The sequence below is a fragment of the Janthinobacterium sp. SUN206 genome (genome assembly GCF_030587305.1).
Classification (GTDB): domain Bacteria; phylum Pseudomonadota; class Gammaproteobacteria; order Burkholderiales; family Burkholderiaceae_D; genus Janthinobacterium; species Janthinobacterium kumbetense.
This window is the reverse complement of record NZ_JAPWIB010000001.1, coordinates 2,559,936-2,579,200: the sequence shown is the minus strand read 5'-3', so window position 1 is coordinate 2,579,200 and position 19,265 is coordinate 2,559,936. Positions and strand designations below refer to the sequence as shown.

Here is a 19,265-nt window from a genome sequence, read left to right as displayed (position 1 = left end):
TAACGGAGCAAGCTATGAGCATTGTGGAAGTCAAAGTCCCGGATATCGGCGATTTCAAGGAAGTCGAGATCATTGAACTGATGGTCAAGCCAGGCGATACGGTCAAGGTCGACCAATCCCTGATCACGGTCGAATCGGACAAGGCCAGCATGGAAATTCCATCGAGCCACGCCGGTGTCATCAAGGAATTGAAAGTCAACGTGGGCGACAAGATCGCCGAAGGTTCGCTGGTCCTGCTGCTGGAAGTGGCGGACGACGCCTCGGTCCCGGTATCGGCGCCAGCGCCTGCCGCTGCAGCCCCTGCACCGGCTACTGAAGCTGCACCAGCCGCCGCGCCAGCGCCTGCTGCTTCCGGCGCGCCGGCCCTGGTCGAGGTGACCGTGCCCGATATCGGCGACTTCAAGGAAGTCGAAGTCATCGAACTGATGGTCAAGGTGGGCGACAGCATCAAGGTCGACCAGTCGCTGCTGACGGTCGAATCGGACAAGGCCAGCATGGAAATTCCATCGAGCCACGCCGGTATCGTCAAGGAATTGAAAGTCAAGGTCGGCGACAAGGTGGCCAAGGGTTCGCTGGTGCTGGTCGTGGAAACGACCGGTGGCGCCGCTCCTGCCGCTGCCGCCCCGGCCGCAGCGCCGGCGCAAGCTGCCGCCGCACCAGCCGCCGCCGTCGCTTCGGCGCCGGTCGCCGCTGCTGCCCCGGCACCAGTTGCCGCCGCCCCTGCCGTGAATGGCAAGCTGGCGCACGCGTCGCCTTCGATCCGCAAGTTTGCGCGCGAACTGGGCGTGGACCTGGCCCGCGTGGGCGGTTCCGGTCCGAAGGGCCGCATCACCCAGGAAGACGTGCAGAATTTCGTCAAGGGTGTGATGTCGGGCGCCGTCGCCGCGCCGAACGCACCGGTCGCTGCCAAAGGCGGTTCGGGCGTGGGCCTGGACCTGCTGCCATGGCCGTCGCTGGACTTCAGCAAATTCGGCACGACCGAATTGCTGCCGCTGTCGCGCATCAAGAAAATCTCGGGTCCGAACCTGCACCGCAACTGGGTCATGATCCCGCACGTCACGCAGTTCGACGAAGCGGACGTGACGGACCTGGAAGCGTTCCGCGTCGACACCAACGCCGCCAATGCGAAGAACAAGGATGCGGCCAAGCTGACCATGCTGGCCTTCGTCATCAAGGCCTCCGTCGCCGCGCTGAAGAAATTCCCCGCGTTTAACGCTTCGCTCGATGCCAAGGGCGAAAACCTGATCCTCAAGCAGTACTACAACATCGGCTTCGCGGCCGACACGCCGAATGGCCTGGTGGTACCCGTGATCAAGGGCGCGGACCAGAAGTCGGTCTCGCAGATCGCCCGCGAAATGACGGAACTGTCGCTGCAGGCGCGCGAAGGCAAGCTGAAACCGGCCGACATGCAGGGCGCCAGCTTCACGATTTCGTCCCTGGGCGGCATCGGTGGCACGCACTTCACGCCTATCGTCAATGCGCCGGAAGTGGCTATTCTGGGTCTGTCGAAAGCCTCGATCAAGCCGGTATGGGATGGCAAGGCCTTCCAGCCGCGCCTGATGATGGGCACCTCGCTGTCCTACGACCACCGCGTGGTCGATGGCGCGATGGGCGCGCGATTCTCCGTGTACCTCGGCGAAGTCCTGGCCGACATGCGCAAAATTCTGCTGTAAGGAGCGATTGATGAGCACAGTAGAGGTAAAAGTACCGAATATCGGCGACTTCAAGGAAGTCGAAGTCATCGAACTGATGGTCAAGGTCGGCGACACCATCAAGGTGGACCAGTCGCTGATCACGGTCGAATCGGACAAGGCCAGCATGGAGATTCCATCGACCCACGCGGGCGTCGTCAAGGAATTGAAAGTCAAGGTTGGCGACAAGATCGCCGAAGGCAGCGCGCTGCTGGTGGTGGAAGCATCTGAAGGCGCGGCGGCAGCTGCACCGGCAGCCGCTCCTGCGCCTGCAGCAGCTGCTCCGGCGGCTGCCCCGGCGGCAGCACCGGCAGCCGTTGCCGCCATCCCGGCCGGCAATTACAGCGGCCAGGTCGACATCGATGTCGACATGATGGTGCTGGGCGGCGGTCCTGGCGGCTATTCGGCGGCGTTCCGCGCGGCCGACCTGGGCATGTCGACGGTCATCGTCGAGCGCTACGCCACCCTGGGCGGCGTGTGCCTGAATGTGGGCTGCATCCCGTCGAAGGCGCTGCTGCACGTCGCTTCCGTCATCGATGAAACGGCGCACATGTCGAACACGGGCGTGACGTTTGCCAAGCCGACCATTGATATCGATCAGGTACGCAAGTACAAGGAAGGCGTAATCTCGAACATGACGGGCGGTCTGGCCGGCATGGCCAAGGCGCGCAAGACGCAAGTCGTCACCGGCGTGGGCCAGTTCCTCTCCGCGAACCACATCGAGGTGACGGCTACCGACGGCTCGAAAAAAGTCGTGCAGTTCAAGCAAGCCATCATCGCCGCCGGTTCGTCCGTGGTGAAACTGCCCTTCGTGCCGGAAGACCCGCGCATCGTCGATTCGACGGGTGCGCTGGAATTGCGCCAGATCCCGAAACGCATGCTGGTCATCGGCGGCGGCATCATCGGCCTGGAAATGGCGACCGTCTATTCCACCTTCGGCGCGCGCATCGACGTGGTCGAAATGATGGATGGCCTGATGCAGGGCGCGGATCGCGACGCCGTCAAGGTGTGGCAGAAGTTCAACGAGAAGCGCTTCGACAACATCATGACCAAGACCAAGACGGTGGCCGTCGAGGCGTTGCCGGAAGGCATCAAGGTCACGTTCGAAGCGGCTGAAGCGGGCGCCACGGCGCCGGCGCCGCAGATCTACGACCTGGTGCTCGTCGCCGTGGGCCGCAGCCCGAACGGCAAGAAGCTGGCAGCCGACAAGGCCGGCGTGCAAGTGACGGACCGCGGTTTCATCAACGTCGACAGCCAGATGCGCACCAACGTGCCGAACATCTTCGCCATCGGCGACCTGGTGGGCCAGCCGATGCTGGCGCACAAGGCCGTGCATGAAGCCCACGTGGCCGCGGAAGCGGCTTCCGGCCAGAAGTCGCACTTCGACGTCAAGGTGATTCCATCGGTCGCCTATACGGATCCGGAAGTGGCATGGGCCGGCATCACGGAAGACGAAGCGAAAGCCAAGGGCATCAAGGTCGAGAAGGGCCACTTCCCTTGGGCCGCCTCGGGCCGCGCCGTGGCCAACGGCCGCGCCGAAGGCTTCACCAAGCTGCTGTTCGACGCGGAAACGCACCGCATCATCGGCGGCACCATTGTCGGCACGCATGCGGGCGACATGATCGGCGAGATCGCGCTGGCCATCGAAATGGGCTGTGACGGCACCGACATCGGCAAGACCATCCATCCTCACCCGACCCTGGGCGAGTCGATCGGCATGGCCGCCGAAGTGTACGAAGGCGTGTGCACGGACTTGCCGCCGCCGCGCAAGCGCTGATAAAGAGTTAATTTTCAGTATAAAAAACCCGCAAGCGATTGCGGGTTTTTTTATATCCCTTGATCCTGGCAGCGTAAACCGCAGATGGGGCGTGGCGGATACGCCCCATGTGAAAATTGGTGAGTATTGCCGTATGGAAAAAGTGGCAGAATGGAGGTCTGTCACCATGTTCTTCTTTTTGCTGCAATGGAAGCGTGTGATTTTTCCAGGAATGTTGCCAGCGTGGGGTTCGGTCAAGTTCCGCTGTACCGATGAGAGCCTGCCCCGGTGGATGAATGCATCCCCTGCTGGCGCCCCTCGGAAGCGGGGACTGCGGTGACCGTCGTCGCGTGGCTCGCCCCGCGTGCTCCTCACGCCTTGTCTGCGCTCCTGATGAACTGCCAGCAGAAGACGCTCCCTACTGGGATAGGCCCTAAGAAAGTTTTGCAACAATGAAAAAATTTACCGCCCTCCATATTGCCGATGTCCGTTTGCGCCGGGCCGATGAGCAAGAGCAAGCCGTGATGCTGCATGCCTTGTACCAGGATGTGGCCGCTATCCTGGCGGCGGGCAAGAGGATCGATGCGATTTTCTTCACGGGCCAGCTGGTGGCGCCCGACGCCTGTGCCGACACGACGCCCGTGTATGTCTACGAATACTTCCTGCGCCCCTTGCTGCAGGCGGCCAGCTTGCCCGGCGCGCGGTTCTACCTGGTGCCAGGCAGCCGCGCGCAGGGTGTCGCGGCGGCGGCGCTGGGCAATGCCGGCTTCAGCTTTTTCTCCGCCGATGAGCACGCCAGTGCCGAGCAGCGCGCGCACTACAAGAATATCCACGCCGTGTTCCATGGGCACCAGCATACGGGCGATGCCAGCTCGCTGATGAAGTCGCTGGGCATCTTGTTCAAAAGCAATCCCGGCAGCCTGTACGGTGCGCATGGCCAGATGGCGGCGTTTGCCGTACTCGAGTTCGGCACGGACGCGGCCGATGACGGCAAGGCAGGCACGCAGTGGACGGTGTCCCTGCGCGAGTTCGATGACGTGAGCAAGAACTTCGCCCTGTCGGTGCTGTACACGCCGAATGGGCAGGAAACGGGGCAGGTGGATGCCGAGTATGTGTTTGCCACCTTGCTGCCGCAACTGGCAGGCGAGCGTGCCTATCTCGATGGCTTGCTGGGCATGGCGGGTGCGCCGCGGCGCGTGGACGCCGGCGCGGCTGCCGATGCGCGCGAATTCCTGATGGAGCTGGCGTTCGTGATGTTCGAAGCGAAGACCGTCTTCCTCAGCGCGGCGGAGCTGGAGCGCTTTGCCGGCGACTATTGTGGCGTGAAGGGCTGGAACATGGCGGCCGGGGACTGGCTGGCGCCGTTGTATGCGCATGGCCTGCTGCTGCGGGCCGATGGCCAGGTGGCGTTTTCCTTCGATTACTTCCGCACGTATTTCCTGGCGCAGCGCTTTGAAACGTCGTTCGACCTGATGCGCTATGGCCCCGAGCGCTACGATGGAAGTGAGTCTTCACTTAGTCTCGATGGCGCATCGGCGGCCCAGCCTTTCCTGCGCGCGCTCGGCTTGAACGATGAACACGCCGACGCGGCGGCGATGGAAGACTGCAGCCGCCCCGGCTGACCTGGCGGGCCAGCCGTCCCGCGTCAGCCCGCCAGCGGCTGGCGCAGGGTGCCGCGCAGGAACAGGTCGAGACTGACCGCCACCTTGGCGCGCAATTGCGCCACGTCCGGTTGCGCCTGCGGCGGAAACAGCAGGCGCGACATCTGGTCGCCCAGCAGGCAATTGAGCAGGTGCAGCGCCAGCATGGACGGCGTCAGTTCGGCGCGGAACAGGGGCGCGATGTCGGGTCGGCTGAAAAACTTGACCAGCATCTCGCGCGTCTGTCCCGGCCCCACCTTGTAAAACGTTTCCGCCAGTTCCGGGTGCGTGGCCGCCTCGGCCACCACCATGCGATTCAGGCGGATCGCCGCCGGCATGGTGACGAGCTGCACGAACAGCAGGCCGAACTCGCCCAGGATGGTAGGCAGGGGCCGCATATCCGTTTCCAGCGCCGGCATGGTCGAGAAGTAGGCGGCGCGGCGCAGTTCCACCACGGCATTGAACAAGCCCGACTTGCCGCCAAACTTCACATAAATCGTGCGCACGGCCACATGGGCTTCGCGGGCGATCATTTCCAGGCTGACCTTTCCATACCCCTTTTCCAGAAACAGGCAGCCGGCCGTGTGCAGCAGGTTTTCCATGCGCGCTTCCATGTCGGCCGCGCGCGGGCGGCCGGCTGGCTTGCCGCAGCAGGAAAGCTCCTGGGCAGCTTCGTCGGATTCTTTATCGGTTGGCAAGGTATCGCTGAGGCCGGGATCGGGCATGGTCTGGGTCTCTTTATAAGTGGGAAGGTAAGTGATGGCTCACACTGTAGTGCAAATTAAAATGAAATGCAATCGTTTCATTTCTTGACTTTGGCTTTTCTTTGCCCAATAATGAACCTACATCATTTCATTTCCGGAGCGAGTATGTCCAACCAGCCAGGCCAAGCAGAGCACAAGGTGCTGAGCGCCGTCCCACCCGCGGCTCCGGCCGCATCTTCCGCGCCTGCCGCTTCCGCCAGCTCCGCAGCACCGAATAACCGCGTGAAAATCATCGCCGGCCTGATCGTCCTGGTCGCCCTGGGCGCCGGCGCGCGCATGTGGTACCGCAGCCACTACTTCGTGGAAACGGAAAACGCCTATGTGGCCGGCCACGTGCATCCCGTCTCGGCGCGTATTTCCGGCGTCGTCACCAAGGTCTTCATCGACGACAATCAAATCGTGAAAGAGGGCGACGTGATCGCCGAACTCGACCCGTTCGACCAGCGCGTGAAAACCGAGCAGATCGCCGCGCAGATCGCCAGCGCCGAACAGCAAGTGCTGCAAGCGGACGCGCAGATCGCCCAGGTGCAGGCGCAAGCCAGCGGCGCCCAGGCGCAAGTGGCGCAAGCCGATGCGCAGCTGCTGCGCGCGAAACAGGATGCGGAGCGTTATGGCCAGCTGTACACGAGCCAGATGAAAGCCGTCTCGAAAGCGGAACTCGACGCGGCCAATGCGGCCCGCTCGAGCGCCGTGGCCGACCTGGCCGCCCGCCGCGACAGCGCTTCGGCCGCCAAGGCGCAGATCGGCGCCGCCCAGGCCGCGCGCGACGTGGCCAAGGCACAAGTGGCCGTGCTACGCGTGCAATTGAAGGACGCGGAACAGCAGCTGCAATACAACCGCATCCTGGCGCCCGTCGCCGGCCGCATCGGCAAGCGCAACGTGGAAACGGGCATGCGCGTGCAGCCTGGCCAGCAATTGACGGCCATCGTGCAGGACAACGTCTGGGTCACCGCCAACTTCAAGGAAACGCAGCTGGCCGACCTGCACCGCGGCCAGAGCGTGCACGTGACGATCGACGCCATGCCGGGCAAGAAACTGGTGGGTACCGTGGACAGCTTCGCCCCTGCCTCGGGCGCGCAGTTCGCCCTGCTGCCGGCCGATAACGCCACCGGCAACTTCACCAAGATCGTCCAGCGCGTGCCGGTGAAAATCGTCTTCCAGCCGGAAGACATCAAGGCCATGAATGGCCGCCTGGTGCCGGGCATGTCGGTGATCGCCGAAGTGGAAGTGAACCAGCCCGTGTCGGAAAAGGATGCGCGCCACGCCGCCGCTCCTGCCGCCCAGACCGCCACCCGCTAAGCTTCCATGAGCAGCTCCTCCACCACGCTGGCGAAGCCGCCGGCGTTTCCCGTGATCGACGAGAAAGTCTCCGGGCGCACCTGGCTGGCGGTCGCCGCCGGCATGCTGGGCGCCTTCATGGCGGTGCTCGACATCCAGATCACGAACTCCTCGCTCAAGGATATCCTTGGCTCGCTGTCGGCCACCCAGGAAGAGGGCTCGTGGATTTCCACGGCCTACCTGGTGGCGGAAATTATCGTCATTCCCCTCACCGCGCTGCTGGCGCGCGTGTTCGGACTGCGTACCTACATGATCGGCACCACCGCCTTCTTCCTGCTGTTCTCCACCCTGTGCGGGGCGGCCTGGAACCTGGAAAGCATGATCGTCTTCCGCATGCTGCAAGGGTTTACGGGCGGCGCGCTGATACCGATGGCGTTCACCCTGGTGATGCTCAAGCTGCCGGCGTCGAAGCGCGCCGTCGGCATGGCCATCTTCGGCCTGACGGCCACCCTGGCGCCGGCCATGGGCCCGACCCTGGGCGGGTATCTCTCCGAGCTGTATGGCTGGCCTTCGATCTTCTACATCAACTGGGTACCGGGTGTGCTGCTGATCGCCGGCATGATCTATGGCCTGGACAAGGAGCCGATGCAACTGAAGCTGTTCTGGAAAGCCGACTGGCTGGGCATCTTCTTCATGGCCCTGGGCCTGGGCTGCCTGACCATCTTCCTGGAAGAGGGCAATTCGAAGGACTGGTTCGACTCGGGCTTCATCATCGCCTTCGCCGCGCTGGCCCTGACGGGCATCCTGGGCTGGGTCGTCACCAGCGCCACGCGCGCCGAACCGTTCGTCAACCTGGCCCTGTACGGCCAGCGCAATTTTCTCGTCGCCACCGTGCTGTCGGCCGTGACGGGCATGGGCCTGTATGGCTCGGCCTTTTTGCTGCCCCTGTTCCTGGGCCAGATCGCCGGCTATTCGCCGATGCAGATCGGTGAAGTCATCATGTGGGTGGGCTTGCCGCAGCTGTTCATCATGCCGTTTGTCGCCAAGCTGTCGTCGAAGGTGGACAACCGCATCCTGTGCTCGTTCGGCCTGCTGCTGTTCGGCGGTTCGTGCATGATGAATGCCTACATGGACGCTTCTACCGGTTACGACCAGTTGTTGTGGTCGCAGGTGGTGCGCGCGCTGGGCCAGCCCTTCGTCATGCTGACCCTGTCGAACTTCGCCATGAAGGGCATCGCGCCGAAGGACATGGCGTCCGCTTCGAGCCTGTTCAACATGACGCGCAACCTGGGCGGCTCGATCGGCATCGCCCTGCTGGCCACCGCCCTGAGCACCCGCGAGCACTTTCACTCGCAGCGCCTGGGTGAAGCGATCAACGCGTATTCCAGCGCCACGCAGCTGCGCATCGACCAGTTGACGTCCTCGTTCATGGCCAAGGGCTATGACGCCGTCACGGCCGGCAACCAGGCCTTGCAGGCGATCGACGGCATCGTGCGCCGCGAAGCGTATGTGATGGCTTACAACGACGGCTTCTTCCTCGTCGGCGCCATCCTGCTGGCCTGTATCGTGCCCCTGTGGCTGGCCGACAAACTCAAAGCCCCCGGTGGCGGTGGCGGTGGTCATTGACCGCGCACAGGCCGCACGTGCAGCACCTCAAGAACAAGAAGGTACACATCATGAACACAGTTATGACCAAAATCGCCGCAGCCGCCTCGCTGGCCGTGCTGCTTGCCGCCTGCGGCACCGTGGGCCAGGATTTCAAGGCGCCCGCCAATCTGGCCGGCATCGACACGGCCACGTTCCGCCACGGCGCTGGTAGCGCGGACGCCGCGCAATTGCCGGCCGAATGGTGGAACGTGTTCGGCGACGACACCCTGAACCGGCTGGAACAAGCCGCGCTGCGCGACAACCCGAGCGTGAAAGCGGCCGGCGAACGCCTGCTGCAGGCGCTGGCGCAAAGCGGCACGGCGCGCGCCAACCAGGGCCCGAGCGTGAACGTCAGCACGGGCATCTCGAACTCGCGCACCTCGGCCAATACCTCGCAGGGCCTGGCCCTGGGCAACCGCTCGATCAGCGGCAACAATTTTTCCGTCGGCGGCACGCTGTCGTATGAAGTCGACTTGCTGGGCCGCGTCAAACGCATGGTCGAAGCGGCGGACTCGCAGGCGCTGGCGGCGCAGGCGGACCGCGACGGCGTGCTGCTGATGCTGTCGGCGCAAGTGGCCAGCAATTACTGGCAGCTGCGGGGGCTGGATGCGGAAATGGCGATTTTGAATGGCGCGCTCGATACGCGCCGCGAATCGGCCCAGCTGGTCGAGGCACGCTTCAACGCGGGCCTGACGAATGAGCTGGACCTGGCGCGCGCGAAAGTGGAACTGTCGAACGCGCAAGCCGACCTGCATGAAGTCAAGCGCCAGCGCAACCAGCTGGAAAACAGCCTGGCCACCCTGACGGGCAAGCCGCCGTCGGCGCTGCAGCTGCCGGTGGCCGCCGAACCCTCGTCCTTGCCGCTGCCGCCAGGTATTCCTGTCGGCTTGCCTGCCAGCCTGCTGGCGCACCGTCCGGACCTGGTCTCCAGCGTGGCGGGCCTGCGCGCGGCGAATGCACAGGTGGGCGTGGCCGAAGGCGCGTTTTACCCGTCGCTGCAATTGACGGGCAATTTCGGTTATGCGTCCGAAAAGCTGCGCGACCTGGCGCAGGGCGGTTCGCGCCAGTTCAGTTTTGGTCCGCTGGCCCTGTCACTGCCCATCTTCGACGGTGGCCGCAACCAGGCCAACCTGGATTTGTCCAAGGCGCGCTATGCGGAAGCCGTGGCGAATCATGAAACCAAGCTCCTGACGGCCTTGCGCGAAGTGGAAGACGCCTTGTCCGACGTGGAGCAGCGCCAGTTGCAGGGCGACGCCCAGGCACTGTCGCAGGCAGCGGCCGCGCGCGCCTACCTGGTGGCGCGCACGCGCTATGAGCGCGGCATCTCGACCTACCTGGACGTGACCGATGCGCAGCGCAGCTCGCTGGCTGCGGACCGCGCCGCCGCGCAGATCAAGACCCAGCGCCTGCTGGCGACGGTCGCCGTGGCCCGCTCTTTAGGTGCCGGCTGGCAGCCGGACGGCGAGCTGGCCAAGCTGGCGTCGGCGCCCGCCGCAAAGGTGAACTAGGCTTCCCGGTTACGTGAGCGTGGCCGGCGGCGGTGTCGCCGCCGGCCCGTAGCGTTCCAGCAGAAAATCGATGAAAGTCGTCAGCTTCGGCGTGGGCTGGCGGTCGCGCGCATACACGAGGTGCATGGGGCGCGGCGCCGGCACGTAGTCGGCCAGCAGCGGCACCAGCTTGCCGGCGGCGATATCGCCGGCCATCAGGATTTCCGCCTGCATGACGATGCCGAAGCCGTGCAGGGCCGCCACGCGCAGCGCCTGCCCATTGTTCGAACGGAAGCGGCTCTCGCGCACGGGGCTGCCGTCATCGTCGCCGCTCCTGGCCAGGCGCCAGCGCACATGGCGCGTCCATTGCATGAAATCCAGGCATTCGTGGCGCGCCAGATCGGCCGGTGTGCGCGGCGTGCCGTGTCTGGCCAGGTAGGCGGGCGCGGCGCAGATCACCATCGCATACGGCCGCAGCGCGCGCGCCACCATGGCGGAATCTTCCAGCTTGCCGATGCGGATGGCGGCGTCGAATCCTTCTTCCACGAGGTCCACCGTCCTGTCGTTCAGGTTCAATTCCAGGCTCACTTCCGGATACGCATCGAGGTAGTCGGCCAGCAGCGGCGCGATGCACTCGCTGCCGAACGACACGGGCGCCGTGATCTTCAGCTTGCCGCGCGGCGCCGTGCGCATGGCTTCCGCACCCCGTTCGGCCGCATGGATGCTGGCCAAAATCTGGCGGCACTGCTCCACATATTGCTGGCCGATTTCCGTCAGGCTTTGCCGCCGCGTCGTGCGCGCCAGCAGCCGCGCGCCCAGCCGTTCTTCCAGGTATTTGATGTGCTTGCCCACCATCACGGGCGAAATCTGGAATGCCTCGGCGGCGGCCGTGAAACTGCCCGCATCGACGACGGCGACAAAAATTTCCATGCTGCGCAATTTATCCATGGCGCCTTTATTGCAAACTGTAGATTAGTAATCTTGTAAATTCTAGCGTATTTATTCCTTTTTGTAAGCGGCGCATACTGGCTCCATCGTTCAATCAGACAAGGAAGCATCATGAAAATCGTTATCATCGGCGCCAGCGGCACCATCGGCACGGCCGTCGCCGCCCAACTGGCGCAACGCCATGAAATCATCGAGGTGGGCAGCCGCAGCGGCACGCACCAGGCGGATATGGGCGACATCGCGCAAGTGCGCGCCCTGTTCAAGCGGCTCGGCAAGGTCGATGCCGTCGTCGTCACGGCCGGCAAGCTGCATTTCGGCCCGCTGGCCGAATTTACGCCCGAGCAATTCCAGCTGGGCCTGGACAGCAAGCTGATGGGCCAGGTCAACGTGGCGCTGGTGGCGCAGGAATACCTGAACGACGGCGGCTCGATCACGCTCACGAGCGGTATCGTGGCCGACCAGCCGATCCGCTTCGGCACGGCCGCCACCATGACCAACGCGGCCGTGGAAGGTTTCGTACGGGGCGCCGCCATCGAGTTGCAGCGCGGCGTGCGCATCAATGTCGTCAGCCCCACGGTGCTGGAAGAGTCGCTGGAGTCGTATGGCCCCTTCTTCTACGGCTTCGAACCGGTCGCCGCCAGCCGCGTGGCCCTGGCTTACAGCCGCAGCGTGGAAGGTGCACAGACGGGGCAGGTGTACAAGGTCTGGTAAGCCGCTTGCCATGCCATGGGGGCAGGTGGGACAATCGCAGGCTGAACAAGGAAGCGGCCGCGCCGTGATGGTGCGGGGCGCTTGCTTGCTGTGAACCATACACCGAGGCCCCATGAAAAACATCCTGATTCCCCTGCTGATGGCCGCTGCCGTCGGCAGCGCCTGCGCCGCGACGCCAGCCGCCGCACCAGCCACCCCGGCCACCGCGCAACAACTGACCAGCATGAGCGCCCGCTATGCGCCCGTCGCCCTGACGGCCGATGTCACGCACCTGTCCGCAGGCGACCGCCAGGCCATCGCCAAGCTGGTCGAGGCGGCCAAGCTGGTCGACGTGCTGCAGCTGCGCCAGCGCTGGTCCGGCAATGAAGCGCTGTGGGCGGCCTTGAAGAAGGACAAGTCGGCCCTGGGCCAGGCCCGTCTGAACTATTTCTGGATCAACAAGGGGCCCTGGTCGGTGCTCGACGCCCACGCCTCCTTCATGCCGGCCAGCTATGCCGGCATCGCCATTCCCGCGCACAAGCCGGAAGCGGGCAATTTCTATCCGCAGGGTGCCACCAAGGCCAGCCTGGAAACGTGGATGAATGGCTTGCCGGCGGACGACAAGCAGCAGGCGCAATGGTTTTTCACGACCATCCGCGCGGGCAAGGACGGCAAGTACCACACAGTAAAATATTCGGATGAATACAAGGTGGAACTGAAGCAATTGGCCAAATTGCTCGACGAAGCGGCGGCCGCCACGGACAATGCATCGCTGAAGAAATTCTTGACCCTGCGCGCCAAGGCTTTCCTTGACAACGACTATCTGCCGTCCGACTTCGCCTGGATGGACCTCGATTCGCCCGTCGACATCACCATCGGCCCGTACGAAACGTATAACGACGAGCTGTTCGGCTACAAGGCCGCGTTTGAAGCCTACGTGAACATCCGCGACCAGGCGGAAACGCAAAAGCTGAACTTCTTCGCCAAGCACATGCAGGAGCTGGAAGACAACCTGCCGCTCGACGCCCAGTACCGCAACCCGAAAGTGGGCGCGCTGGCGCCCATGGTGGTGGTCAACCAGGTGTATGGTGCGGGCGACGGCAACATGGCCGTGCAGACGGCGGCCTACAACCTGCCGAACGACGAGCGCATCATCAGCGCGCGCGGCTCCAAGCGCGTCATGCTGAAAAACGTGCAGGAAGCCAAGTTCAAGGCCACCCTGACGCCGATCTCGAAACTGGTGCTCACGCCCGAAGCGCAGCAGGACGTGGATTTCAATTCCTTCTTCACGCACATCCTCGCGCATGAAATCATGCACGGCCTGGGCCCGCACGCCACCATCGTCGACGGCAAGCCATCGACGCCGCGCCAGGACTTGAAGGAAGCGTATTCCACCATCGAAGAAGCCAAGGCCGACATCACGGGCCTGTTCGCGCTGCGCTACATGATGGACAAGGGGCAGCTGAACGATACCCTGGGCCAGGGCGACGTGGCCGAGCGCAAGCTGTACAACACTTTCCTCGCCTCCGGTTTCCGCACCCTGCATTTCGGCTTGACGGATTCGCACGCGCGCGGCATGGCCATCCAGATGAATTACATCCTCGACAAGGGCGGCTTTGTGTCGCTGGGCGATGGCAAGTTCGGCGTCGATTTCAGCAAGATCAAGCAGGCCGTGATCGACCTGGATCGTGAATTCTTGACCATCGAGGCGACGGGCGACTATGCGCGCGCGCAAGCGATGATGAGCAAATACGTGGTCATCCGCCCGGAAGTGCAAGTGGCGCTCGACAAGATGAAGGCCGTGCCGAACGATATCCGTCCGGAATTCGTCACGGCCCGCGCGCTGGACAAGGCGGCGAAGAAATAAGCCCGAGCTTGATTATTGTCAGTGTGAAAAGCCGGCGCCTTTGCGCCGGTTTTTTTTCGTCTTTATTTATGAAAAGTTGCCAGTTTTTCCTTGTGGAAATATCCGTGCCGCTTACCCTGCAATGGTTGCTGCCCCATTTGTCCTGTCGACCCCATGCCCAATCCGCTCTTGCTGATGAGCTTGCTCATCGCCCTATCTCCTTTGCCCGCCGTGGCTGCCGCCAGTCTCACGGATCTGGAAGTGCGCTGGCTGCAGGCGGGCCAGCCCGTGATCGCGTTTGCGCGTGCGCAAGGTTTGCCCATCGATATCATCGTCCAGCCGCAGGAGGCCCCCGGCGCCGTGCCGCTGGCGCTCGGCTACGCAGCCGGGCGCTGCAAGCTGGTGCTGTCCTTGCGCGGCAATGCGCAGGCGGAGGGTATCTTGCAAGATGTCTTGCCCGCACGCCAAGGTGTGATGATCGAAGCGATGACGGCGCATGAGATCGGCCATTGCCAGCGCTACGCGCAGGGCGACTGGCATGCCTTGCCGCGCGGCTTTGTCGAGCCGCTCAGCATGCAGCGGGGCAAGTTGACACCGCTGGCGCAGGAACTGCGCGAGACGCGCCGCGAAGAGGGCTATGCGGATCTGGTGGCCCTGGCCTGGATGCATGCACGCCACCCTGGGCAGTACCAGGAGGTGCTGGCCTGGATGCGCGGCGTGCGCGCGGCTGGCGAGGCCGTGGATGGTTCGCACGCCACGCAGGCATGGCTGGCGCTGGCCGATGGCGCGGGTGCATTTGATGACTCCGCTTCACCATTTGAACAGGCGCAAGTATTGTGGCGGAAGGGCTTGAGCAGCGACAAATAAACATGATTTTTTCCGCGGATGGCCTGTCAGCGTGTGCTGTCGCACGGAGCTTTGCGCGCGGCAGGGGTCTAATCTGGGCATCAATTAACCAGAGAGGAACCATCATGAACAAAATGATCGCACTCATGCTGGCCGCCAGTGCCAGCGCCTTGCTTGCCGCCACGCCCGCGTATGCGCAGGATGCCTCATACAAGAGTTTGACGGACAAGGCATCCAGTGATTACAAGCAGGCCAAGGCCGCCTGCGACAGCCATAGCGGCAACGCGAAAAAAGTCTGCGTGGAAGAAGCCAGGGTGGCGCGCGCCAAGGCCGATTCGGACGCCGTGGCCCAGTACCGCAACACGCCGCGCGAGCTGGGCAAGGCCCGCAAGGACGTCGCCAATGCCGAGTATGACCTGGCCAGGGCCAAGTGCGGCGACCGCACTGGCGCGGATAAAACCACGTGCATGAACGATGCCAAGGCAGCGAAAACGGCCGCGCTGGCTGATGCCAACACGGGCGCCAGGGCCGGCACCAATGTGGCGCAAAATCCGCCCGCCACGACGAAGGAAAATTGCGACGCCATGGATGCGACGGCCAAGGCCGCCTGCGTGACGCGCAACGCGGCCGGCAGCACCAAGACGGCCGTGGCCGACTCCGTCATCACCACCAAGATCAAGGCTGACCTCGTCAAGGACAATGACTTGAAAGCGCTCGATGTGCACGTGGAAACGGTGAACGGCGTCGTCATGCTCAGCGGCTTCGTGCCTTCCCAGGCGCAAGTGAAAAAAGCGGCCGACCTGGCCCGTGGCGTGGAAGGCGTGACGGATGTGAAGAATGGCTTGAAAGTGAAGTAAGCGCATTTTGCACAGGCGTTAAAGCCAGGACTGGAGCCGCACGCAACAGTGCAGCTCCAGCTTTTTTTGATTGTATAAATTATGATCATCATATAAAATGGGGGAAGCCCGCCAGCAGGCGGCGCTGGGCTAACTCTTTTCTCATGGGGACTGCATGCTTTCCTATCCTTTTTCGCAATGGCTGGAGCGGCGCGGCATGCACTTTGCTTGGGTCATCGTCGCCATCACTTTTCTCACGGCATTAACCTCGTCTGCCGCGCTGGGCTTGCCGGGCGCGCTGATGCAACCGTTGAGCCGAGAATTCGGCTGGGATGCGGAGCAGATTTCCTCGGCCCTGGCCGTGCGCTTCGTGCTGTTCGGTTTGATGGGCCCGTTTGCCGCCATCCTGATGGAGCGCTTCGGCTTGCGCAACATCATCTGCGTGGCCCTGGGCCTGATCGCCGCCGGCATGCTGCTGGCCACGCGCATGACGCAGTTCTGGCACCTGGTGGCCCTGTGGGGCATCTTGCTGGGCCTCGGTTCGGGCATGACGGCGCTGGTCTTGAGCGCCGTGGTGGCGAACCGCTGGTTCGAGACGCACCGGGGCCTGGTGGTGGGCGTGCTGACGGCCAGCTCGGCCACGGGCCAGCTGCTGTTCCTGCCCGTGGGCGCCTGGCTGATCGAGCACTACGGCTGGCGCACGGCCGTCATGCCCGTGTTTGCCGCCTGCGCCATCGTCGCCGTGCTGGCCTTCCTGTGCATGCGCAACCGTCCGCAGGATGTGGCCTTGCGTCCGTATGGCGCCGATCCGGCCACGCCGCTGGCGCCACCGCCAGCAGCGAAGATGACGTTTGCCACGCCCTTTTTGATCTTGCGCAGTGTTGCCGCGAATCGCACCTTCTGGATCCTGTTCGGCACCTTCTTCATCTGTGGCCTCAGCACCAACGGCTTGATCCAGACGCATTTCATTTCCCTGTGCGGCGACTCGGGCCTGTCCGCCGTGCCGGCCGCGTCCGTGCTGGCCATGATGGGCGCCTTCGACCTGTTCGGCACGATCCTGTCCGGCTGGCTGTCGGACCGCTATGACAACCGGAAATTGCTGTTCTGGTACTACGGCTTGCGGGGCTTGTCCCTGTTCTGGCTGCCGTATTCGGAATTTACCTTGTACGGCCTGTCGCTGTTCGCCATGTTCTACGGCCTGGACTGGATCGCTACCGTGCCGCCCACCGTCAAATTGGTGGGGGCCACGTTTGGCCGGGAGCGGGCGGGCATGGTGTTCGGCTGGATCTTCGCCGGCCACCAGCTGGGCGCCGCCGTGGCCGCGTATGGGGCGGGCCGCATCCGCACCCTGATGCTGACCTACAACCCGGCCCTGTTCGCGGCCGGCGCCGCCTGCCTCGTCGCCGCGCTGATGGTGCTGGCGATCCAGCGGCAGAAGGCGGCCGTGGCCTCCGCCCAGCTCGCATGAAAAAAACCAGGTCCGCGTGTGCGGAGCCTGGCTTTTTCATTTTTTCAAGATTTCAAGAACGCCTCAGAACACGTTCAGGGCAAGGCGCATTGCCGAAGGCAGTACGAATAGTACGACTAGGCAATGCAACGCCGCCATGGACTGTTCTGTGGTGTTCTTATTTTAAGTATTTGGCCAGCCAGCCCTCGACTTCGCTGTAGAAGAAGCGGCTGTTCTCGCCCTTCAAAATCCAGTGGTTTTCGTCCGGGAACACGAGCAGTTTCGCCGGCACGTTCAGGCGTTGTTGCACGGCAAAGTTCATCAAGGCATTGTTGGCCGGCACGCGATAGTCGAGCTCGCCCACGGTGATCAGGATGGGGGTCGTGAAACCCGTGCCTTTTTCGTGGTTGCCCGCTTGCATAACCGGGCTTTGGTCGCGCCACACGGGCAGGTTCGACCAGACGGGGCCGCCTGCATTCGTTTCTCGGCCGAAACCGCCGTCGCTGGTGCCCCACTGCATGATCAGGTCCATTTCGCCCGCGTGCGAGACGATGGCCTTGTAGCGCGTGGTGGTCGCTTGCAGCCAGTTGGCCAGGTGGCCGCCATAGCTGGCGCCGCCTGCGGCCAGTTTCGTGCCGTCGATGAATGGATATTTCTTGATGGCTTCATCGACACCCTGGTTGACTTCGTCGCCCGGGCCCTTCAAGGGGTCGAATTGAATCGAGCGCGAGAATTCCTCGCCATAGCCGGTGGAACCCTTGTAGTCCGTCAGCAGCACGACATAGCCGGGCTTGGCCAATAAATGATAGTTCCAGCGCAGCACGAACTGGTCGCGCCACATGCTGGCCGCGCCGCCGTGGATGACGGTAAACAGCGGATATTTCTTGTTCGGGTCAAAGTTGGCCGGCTTGACGAGCATATTGTGGATCTGGCGGCCGTCGGCCGTCGTGAACCAGAAGTGCTCGGGCGCCTGCCAGTCGATCTTATCTGCCTTGTCCGTGTTGAAGGCCGTCAGGCGTTTCGGCTGCTTGCCGTTGAAGGCATAGATTTCCGGCGGGTTGATGGCGGACTCCCACACGCCGACCAAGGCCTTGCCGCCGCTGCTCAGCGAGTTGATGGTGCCCGTCGGCAAGGATGGCTCTTCGCGCACGTCGCCGCCCCTGGCGTCGATCGAGTACAGCTTTTCCAGGCCAGCATGTTCATAGCTGAAGAGGACGCGCTTGCCGCCTTCGGGCAGCACGAAGCGGGAGATCGAACGGTCCAGCTTGGCCGTCAGGATGCTCGGCTCCGCCTTGACCAGCGGCCAGGCGAAGCTGGCCAGGCGTTTCACGTCATACACCTTGCCCGGCGTTTGTGCGTCGCTCAAGGCGAACAGGGTCTTGCCGTCGGCGGCAAATTTCAAGGAACCGTAGCTATGTTTGTCCTGCGTCAAGCGCTGCGCTTCGCCGCCCGCCACGGGCAGCAAGTACAGTTGCGAGTAGACGGCTTCGCGCTGGGCCGCATCGCGGTTGGTGGCCGCGTTGAAGACGACGGCCTTGCCGTCCGGCGTCCAGACGGCGTCCAGCGATTGTCCCTCGTCGCCCTGGCCGCCGCCAAAGCCCGGCAGAGTGACCAGTTGCGTGCCCGACAGGATGTCGCGCGGCGTGTTTTCACCTTTCGTATCAGGCTGCGCATCGACGATGAACAGGCGCACCTGCTTGTCGGTCAGCCATTTGTCGAAATAGCGGGGCGCCGTCGTTTCATACGAACGGGCGCTGTATTTGCGCTCCTTGCGCTCTTTCGCGCTTTGCTTGACGTCGGCTTCCGTCTTGTTGCCTGGGTAGATGTCGCTGATGAACAGCAATTGCTTGCCGTCCGGACTCCATTTCGGCATGCGCGCGCCCAGGGTGAGCGAGGTCAGGCGTTGCGCTTCGCCGCCGGCGGCCACGTCGAGGCGGTAAATCTGGCCCGCTTCATCGCCGTCGCGCTTGGCAACGAAGACCAGCTGGCGGCTGTCCGGCGACCAGGCCACGGCGCTTTCGCCCCCCTTGGAAGAGGTCAGGCGGCGCGCGGGGCTGTCGTCAAGCAGCGACTTGATCCACAGGTCGGACGATTGGTCCTTGTTGTCGTAGGCGCTGTCGACCACGGAAAACACGGCCCAACGCCCATCGGGGCTGGCGACGGGTGCGCCCACCCGTTTCATCAGCCACACGTCTTCATGCGTGATGGCGTGCCTGGCCTGCGTGGCGGCAACTGGGGTGGTGGCCTTGGTATCGGCGGCGTGGACGGTCGTTGCCAGCGAGGCGCAGGCCGCTGCGATCAGCAGGGAGCCGAGGGAACGGCGAAGACGGGGTGAGGTCATGGGCGTGGTCCGGAGTAGTGAAAAAAGTACAGCGGGCAACATTATTGC

Annotated in this window: 14 protein-coding genes; 11 read left to right on the top strand and 3 right to left on the bottom strand. The window is 63.5% G+C overall.

Annotation, left to right across the window (positions count from 1 at the left end; all coding sequences use genetic code 11):
- The first annotated feature begins 14 nt into the window (after positions 1 to 14).
- From aceF to O3300_RS11640, 3 genes are all read left to right on the top strand, one after another.
- Positions 15 to 1,673, top strand: coding sequence for a dihydrolipoyllysine-residue acetyltransferase (aceF, locus tag O3300_RS11650; protein WP_305052978.1), 1,659 nt, complete (start codon positions 15 to 17; stop codon positions 1,671 to 1,673).
- A 10-nt stretch (positions 1,674 to 1,683) separates the two neighbouring features.
- Complete coding sequence (gene lpdA / locus O3300_RS11645; RefSeq protein ID WP_099666773.1) at positions 1,684 to 3,468, top strand: dihydrolipoyl dehydrogenase; 1,785 nt, start codon at positions 1,684 to 1,686, stop codon at positions 3,466 to 3,468.
- A 431-nt stretch (positions 3,469 to 3,899) separates the two neighbouring features.
- Entirely contained in the window at positions 3,900 to 5,069 is a 1,170-nt protein-coding gene (locus O3300_RS11640; protein WP_305052977.1) for a hypothetical protein, read from the top strand.
- A gap of 23 nt (positions 5,070 to 5,092) precedes the next feature.
- On the opposite strand, the gene O3300_RS11635 is transcribed toward O3300_RS11640, so the two are convergent.
- The gene (locus tag O3300_RS11635) at positions 5,093 to 5,812 is read right to left on the bottom strand and encodes a TetR/AcrR family transcriptional regulator (protein WP_305052976.1); all 720 of its coding nucleotides are present in this window, start codon (positions 5,810 to 5,812) and stop codon (positions 5,093 to 5,095) included.
- 144 nt (positions 5,813 to 5,956) lie between these two features.
- Here O3300_RS11635 and O3300_RS11630 point away from each other — a divergent pair, with 144 nt between their 5' ends.
- The 3 genes from O3300_RS11630 to O3300_RS11620 are packed head-to-tail and all read left to right on the top strand — an operon-like array spanning position 5,957 to position 10,284.
- On the top strand, positions 5,957 to 7,150 hold the full coding sequence (locus O3300_RS11630; protein ID WP_251350661.1) for an HlyD family secretion protein: 1,194 nt from the start codon (positions 5,957 to 5,959) through the stop codon (positions 7,148 to 7,150).
- A 6-nt stretch (positions 7,151 to 7,156) separates the two neighbouring features.
- Complete coding sequence (locus tag O3300_RS11625; protein WP_077408028.1) at positions 7,157 to 8,755, top strand: DHA2 family efflux MFS transporter permease subunit; 1,599 nt, start codon at positions 7,157 to 7,159, stop codon at positions 8,753 to 8,755.
- 50 nt (positions 8,756 to 8,805) lie between these two features.
- Positions 8,806 to 10,284 carry an efflux transporter outer membrane subunit gene (locus O3300_RS11620; protein ID WP_305052975.1) on the top strand — a complete coding sequence of 493 codons (1,479 nt, stop codon included), beginning with the start codon at positions 8,806 to 8,808 and terminating at the stop codon, positions 10,282 to 10,284.
- A 9-nt stretch (positions 10,285 to 10,293) separates the two neighbouring features.
- Here O3300_RS11620 and O3300_RS11615 read toward each other — a convergent pair whose 3' ends face one another.
- Positions 10,294 to 11,211 (bottom strand): LysR family transcriptional regulator, encoded by a 918-nt coding sequence (locus tag O3300_RS11615; protein ID WP_251350662.1) that lies wholly within the window; start codon positions 11,209 to 11,211, stop codon positions 10,294 to 10,296.
- A 111-nt stretch (positions 11,212 to 11,322) separates the two neighbouring features.
- Here O3300_RS11615 and O3300_RS11610 point away from each other — a divergent pair, with 111 nt between their 5' ends.
- The 5 genes from O3300_RS11610 to O3300_RS11590 all read left to right on the top strand — a co-directional run bounded on the left by O3300_RS11610 (position 11,323) and on the right by O3300_RS11590 (position 16,897).
- On the top strand, positions 11,323 to 11,922 hold the full coding sequence (locus O3300_RS11610) for a short chain dehydrogenase (protein ID WP_305052974.1): 600 nt from the start codon (positions 11,323 to 11,325) through the stop codon (positions 11,920 to 11,922).
- Positions 11,923 to 12,034: 112 nt separating this feature from the next.
- Positions 12,035 to 13,768: a hypothetical protein gene (locus O3300_RS11605; RefSeq protein WP_305052973.1), complete on the top strand. Its 1,734-nt coding sequence runs from the start codon at positions 12,035 to 12,037 to the stop codon at positions 13,766 to 13,768.
- Positions 13,769 to 13,921: 153 nt separating this feature from the next.
- Complete coding sequence (locus O3300_RS11600; protein ID WP_305052972.1) at positions 13,922 to 14,614, top strand: hypothetical protein; 693 nt, start codon at positions 13,922 to 13,924, stop codon at positions 14,612 to 14,614.
- Positions 14,615 to 14,718: 104 nt separating this feature from the next.
- Positions 14,719 to 15,450, top strand: a complete 732-nt coding sequence (locus O3300_RS11595) for a BON domain-containing protein (RefSeq protein WP_305052971.1) — start codon at positions 14,719 to 14,721, stop codon at positions 15,448 to 15,450.
- Between the two features lie 154 nt (positions 15,451 to 15,604).
- On the top strand, positions 15,605 to 16,897 hold the full coding sequence (locus tag O3300_RS11590; RefSeq protein ID WP_305052970.1) for an MFS transporter: 1,293 nt from the start codon (positions 15,605 to 15,607) through the stop codon (positions 16,895 to 16,897).
- Between the two features lie 157 nt (positions 16,898 to 17,054).
- Here the strand turns inward: O3300_RS11590 and O3300_RS11585 are convergent, their stop codons facing one another.
- Positions 17,055 to 19,217 carry a S9 family peptidase gene (locus O3300_RS11585; protein WP_305052969.1) on the bottom strand — a complete coding sequence of 721 codons (2,163 nt, stop codon included), beginning with the start codon at positions 19,215 to 19,217 and terminating at the stop codon, positions 17,055 to 17,057.
- Positions 19,218 to 19,265: the final 48 nt, after the last annotated feature.

Coding starts and splice junctions, on each gene's coding strand:
- aceF (WP_305052978.1), top strand. CDS start 15: ATGAGCATTGTGGAAGTCAAAGTCCCGGATATCGGCGATTTCAAGGAA.
- lpdA (WP_099666773.1), top strand. CDS start 1,684: ATGAGCACAGTAGAGGTAAAAGTACCGAATATCGGCGACTTCAAGGAA.
- O3300_RS11640 (WP_305052977.1), top strand. CDS start 3,900: ATGAAAAAATTTACCGCCCTCCATATTGCCGATGTCCGTTTGCGCCGG.
- O3300_RS11635 (WP_305052976.1), bottom strand. CDS start 5,812: ATGCCCGATCCCGGCCTCAGCGATACCTTGCCAACCGATAAAGAATCC.
- O3300_RS11630 (WP_251350661.1), top strand. CDS start 5,957: ATGTCCAACCAGCCAGGCCAAGCAGAGCACAAGGTGCTGAGCGCCGTC.
- O3300_RS11625 (WP_077408028.1), top strand. CDS start 7,157: ATGAGCAGCTCCTCCACCACGCTGGCGAAGCCGCCGGCGTTTCCCGTG.
- O3300_RS11620 (WP_305052975.1), top strand. CDS start 8,806: ATGAACACAGTTATGACCAAAATCGCCGCAGCCGCCTCGCTGGCCGTG.
- O3300_RS11615 (WP_251350662.1), bottom strand. CDS start 11,211: ATGGATAAATTGCGCAGCATGGAAATTTTTGTCGCCGTCGTCGATGCG.
- O3300_RS11610 (WP_305052974.1), top strand. CDS start 11,323: ATGAAAATCGTTATCATCGGCGCCAGCGGCACCATCGGCACGGCCGTC.
- O3300_RS11605 (WP_305052973.1), top strand. CDS start 12,035: ATGAAAAACATCCTGATTCCCCTGCTGATGGCCGCTGCCGTCGGCAGC.
- O3300_RS11600 (WP_305052972.1), top strand. CDS start 13,922: ATGCCCAATCCGCTCTTGCTGATGAGCTTGCTCATCGCCCTATCTCCT.
- O3300_RS11595 (WP_305052971.1), top strand. CDS start 14,719: ATGAACAAAATGATCGCACTCATGCTGGCCGCCAGTGCCAGCGCCTTG.
- O3300_RS11590 (WP_305052970.1), top strand. CDS start 15,605: ATGCTTTCCTATCCTTTTTCGCAATGGCTGGAGCGGCGCGGCATGCAC.
- O3300_RS11585 (WP_305052969.1), bottom strand. CDS start 19,217: ATGACCTCACCCCGTCTTCGCCGTTCCCTCGGCTCCCTGCTGATCGCA.